Origin of the sequence: Brunnivagina elsteri CCALA 953, assembly GCF_002289455.1 — a bacterium.
GTDB classification, from domain to species: Bacteria; Cyanobacteriota; Cyanobacteriia; order Cyanobacteriales; family Nostocaceae; genus Brunnivagina; species Brunnivagina elsteri.
Genome location: NZ_NTFS01000485.1, coordinates 1 through 4,404, shown reverse-complemented (window position 1 = coordinate 4,404; position 4,404 = coordinate 1). Strand labels below are relative to the sequence as shown.

The window sequence follows — 4,404 nt, the reverse complement described above, 5'->3', positions numbered from 1 at the left end:
GGGTAATATTTTATTTATGAGCTAGATTGCCCTTAAAAAAGGCGCGATCGCATCCGTAACCTCATTAGCGTATTCTTCATGCATTCCCAGTGTTCCGGGAAGTTTCACGTCGATAACGTTTGGTAATGCGGCTACAGCATCCATCTCCGCACGGGATTTGGGAGGGGAGGATTCTCCCACAATTACCATAAGTGGCACTGTTAAAACACTTACAAGTGCCAGAAAGTTAGATTGGCTATCAACTGCATCCAGATTACCTGTTACAAATGCTGCTGGTGCATAGCGTGCCCCCGGTTGTTGGGTATTACGCCATTTATGTTTGATAAAATCAGGGGTTAATTTAGTTGTATCGACGTATACGTGACGACCATACATCCAATTGAGGAAGGATGGTAATGTGTTGAGTTTGTAAAGTAATTGTCCGATAATGGGAGTACGCATGAGGTTTTTGCCTTGTGTGGCAGTGTCGCGATTTAATCCCATTGTTGGTAAAGGACCACGCCAAGTTGGAGCAATGAGGGCAATGCGGGAGAATAAATTGGGTCTTCTATTGGCTAACTCGAGGACATATGCTGAACTATGTCCAGCAGCGACTACCGCAACTGGTGTTTGAAAAACAGTCGTAATAAAATCTTCGAGAAATTGTTTATAAATCCCAGGTTGGTAATCGAGCGGGAGACGGGAAGAGTCGCCAAATCCGGGGAAATCAACAGCAAAGGTTTGGAAGTCGGGAGATAGGAGTTTGGCGATACCAGCCATTTCCGATCGCATAGATACGGTACTAAATGCTGGTAATAATAAAACTGGGGAACCATTACCGAGGGTTTCGTAAACGACGCGAACTTCTTGGTTTTCCCACTTCCAAGAGTATTCTTGAATATTTCCGCCAATATCGAGTTCGCTAGCTACTGATAATAAATTAGTTGACATTAGTTAATTGATTGGTGATTGAGTAACTATGTAGAGACGAGATATACTATAAACGGCTAATAATTAAACTTTTACCATTACAAATATTCTCTGCGAAACTTTGCGCTGTACTCCGCGAACCTCTGCGTTTAAAAGCCAAACTCCAAGCCATTTTTAGTATGTGTCATATCTCTCTGTATTTTTCTATATTTTTTTGTATTCTAATTACCCAGCCTTTGCTTCGCATTCCAATGCTTTTTTTTGCATTGTTTTAAAAATATTGTAAAAACCGTTGGCGCGTGAAGGTGTTAAGCTCACATTTAAACCTGTTTCTTGGATAAAATCGGGGGTTAGCAAGATAATTTCTTTCGGTGTCAATCCATACAACCCTTCAACTAACAGTCCAACTAGTCCTTTGGTTAATTGTGAATCTGATTCCCCTTGATATATTACCTTACCATCGTTGAGTGTGGCGGTAATGTAAACTTGGGAGACGCAGCCAGCGACTTTGTTTTCTGGCAGTTTTTCAGCTTCGGGAAATTCTTTGAGTTTGGTTCCATACCAGATTAGCTGTTCATAGCGCCGTTTCTGGTCTGTTGCGCGTTGGAAACGCTGGACAATTTTCCCCAAGGTTGGTGGTAATGATTCTATGGAAAAAGACATAACAGCAGCGCGAACAAGTGATTAAATTTAAGTCTATTACCTTGAGTTTAGAGTATTTGCGGCTGGTTTGTGTTGCTTCTTCTACTTAGCATGTGGGAGACGGTGAGAAATCTGTAACCTTGTGCTTGTAATTTGGTAATAATGATTTCTGTCGCGGCAATTGTTGCGGTGCGATCGCTTCCCCCATCATGTAACAATATAATCGCTCCAGGAGTAACATTCTCAACGACATGGTTAGCTATTAACTCTGGATTGTTTTCTTGATAGTCTTTGGGGTCTACATTCCACAATATATGTTTTTTTTGCATCCGATTCAGAATGTAAGGTAATGTAAACCGTTTAAATCCAAATGGTGCGCGAAATAGTATCTCGTTTGTCACTCCCAATTTACGTAATAATTCATCTGTTTGATTTATTTCCCTAGTTACAAAATTAGGTTTTTTCCAAATTAGCTTTTGATGGGAGTAGGAGTGATTTCCCACTTCATGACCGCTTGTAACTAACATTTTTATTATTTCTGGATGTGCTTCGATATTTTGACCAATTGTAAAAAAAGTTGCCTTGATTTCTAATCGATTTAGAATATTAATTAACTCATTTGTATAAGGTGGATTTGGACCATCATCATACGTTAAAGCTATCACCATTTCTTTGGTTTTTACTTTTGAAAAATATTTTCCAAATAATTGACATTTTGATGTTTTTGCTAATTTATCTAATAAATAAAATGTCAAAAATGTAATTATTATCAGTGAAACAAATATTTCATGCATATAATTGGACTATGTTTTTTTAGATGTTTTTTTGAAATCAAGAACTAATATTCCTACTTGATTTTTACTAATAATTATTTAGACATCTTATTCAAGCTTTTTGAGAAACTTTAGTTAATCTAGAAGCATGTAGTCGGTATTCGCCATCCCTACATGCTGCTTTAAGATTAAATTATGTATCCCTTCCAGTGCGAACCCAAACTTTTTGCGGTTTTACTATAAAAGAGCAATAAATGCCTATATTCCAAAGCATATAAAATGGGATTGATAACAACATTTGTACTGGTAAATCTGCCCGTCCAAACTTCATCCAAGTACTCAAAATTGCTATCAATAAAAAAACTCCTTCGATTATGGTAATTGCAGGTAGCCAGATGATTCCTAGTGCAACTGAAATAACATTAGCAAAAACCGCACAAACAAACCACAACATGATTAACAATGATATTGGCAAAACTGTTAAATCTAAAGCGATCGCAATTAAATCAATTCTCCTTTGTGACAACCCCATTCTAATTATTTGGGGAAATTGCGATCGCAATATTTCTAAATGCCCGTGAACCCATCGTGTCTTTTGAGTGTCTCCTGCTTTTTGCTGTTGGGGGAAGTATCCCGTTACTAATGCTTCTTCGCAGAAAATGGGCTTATATCCAACCAAGGCAAAATCCAATCCTAGTTGTTTATCTTCAACAATGTTACTGCTTGCGAAGCTAACTTTATTAACTAAACACCAGGGTACAGCCATTCCCGTACCCGTCAATGAAGCTGGTAATTTTAATCGCTGCATTCCACGCTGACGGACTAAATTTTTGACTAAAAATGCCAGCGTTGACACTGCATGTCTAGCTGTAATTGGTTGTGGTGGTTTGAGAAGATTGGTTGATTGCACTGGCTGATTGTTGAAAACAGCCGTTTTTGCTAATTTTTCAACCGTTCCTGGATGAACAATACAATCAGCATCAATGAAAATTACTACTTCGGGTGGATTAGTGCTTATGTACTGTAAACCAAAGTCCAGCCCATAGCCTTTTCCTCTCCGTAATATATCATTACGCTCGATTACTGTTACGCCATATTCATGGGCTATTTTTACAGTATCATCTGTGCAGTTATCAGCTACCACAATAACTCTATCCTGACTTGTTAGCTGACTGTTCAGACTTGAGAGTGTCATGGCAATATTAGAGGCTTCATTATGTGCGGGTATTAAAATACATACTTGAGGATGGGCAATTTCCTCATAATTATTACTGTTTTTATTTGGTAATAATGCTGCAACACATTCCACAAACAAAACTACCACTGGAATTAAAATCAATATAACAAATGAGATAGATAGTCCATATAAAAAAACTATCAATAACTCTTGCAGCAGCATATACCACACCTTCAATTAAAAAATAATAAAAATGCGAAATTTCTAATTTTTAATATGAATCTAAGTAGAAAGAGGCAGAAAAATAGTGGTATGTAACTAGAAGTGAAGTTACTTTAAAACCTCTTCATTTATGTCTTCTCCCTTATGCCAAGGATAACTATTCACGTCCATCTACTTGTATTTATCTTACTGATGGGTAGTATTTACAGTTTAATCCGTAGAGGTTCTTTATCATTAGCTCCCTAACAATATTGACTTGATTCATATTTATGATTTAGCAATTTTAAATGTAAAATTACTAAAACCTTTAATTCAGACTTGGTGCTAATTACTATTAATAAATAGTAAAGAACTGGTAGTCAAGATATGTAGGCTTCAACTGATTATTATATTCACTTATTTGAATGTTTTATTTATAGATGTTGTGTACTTTCCTTAAAGTTTTGTCTGGAATGGTTTTGCAATCAGAAATCATATAAATTTCCATATCTGATATTTTTCATTCTTCAGTGAAAATACATATAGGAATCGTAACTTGAATTTTGCGAAATATACTGAAAACACCATTTTAAGTAGCTGAAAAGCTTATAGAATATTCTTTATTCCTTAGAGGGTGTTTGAAAAGTCTCCTTCTATGTCATGCTGAGGAACGTTCGCGTAGCGTGTCCCCTTGGGACTCAG

General features: G+C 36.7%; 4 protein-coding genes. All 4 read right to left on the bottom strand.

Annotated features, from left to right (window positions below; all coding sequences use genetic code 11):
• Positions 1-21: 21 nt before the first annotated feature.
• Positions 22-930 (bottom strand): alpha/beta fold hydrolase, encoded by a 909-nt coding sequence (locus tag CK510_RS26905; protein WP_095724583.1) that lies wholly within the window; start codon positions 928-930, stop codon positions 22-24.
• Between the two features lie 204 nt (positions 931-1,134).
• Positions 1,135-1,572 carry a SufE family protein gene (locus tag CK510_RS26900; protein ID WP_095724582.1) on the bottom strand — a complete coding sequence of 146 codons (438 nt, stop codon included), beginning with the start codon at positions 1,570-1,572 and terminating at the stop codon, positions 1,135-1,137.
• A 47-nt stretch (positions 1,573-1,619) separates the two neighbouring features.
• Positions 1,620-2,345: a polysaccharide deacetylase family protein gene (locus CK510_RS26895; protein ID WP_095724581.1), complete on the bottom strand. Its 726-nt coding sequence runs from the start codon at positions 2,343-2,345 to the stop codon at positions 1,620-1,622.
• Between the two features lie 172 nt (positions 2,346-2,517).
• Positions 2,518-3,648, bottom strand: coding sequence for a glycosyltransferase family 2 protein (locus CK510_RS26890; protein WP_245912454.1), 1,131 nt, complete (start codon positions 3,646-3,648; stop codon positions 2,518-2,520).
• Positions 3,649-4,404: the final 756 nt, after the last annotated feature.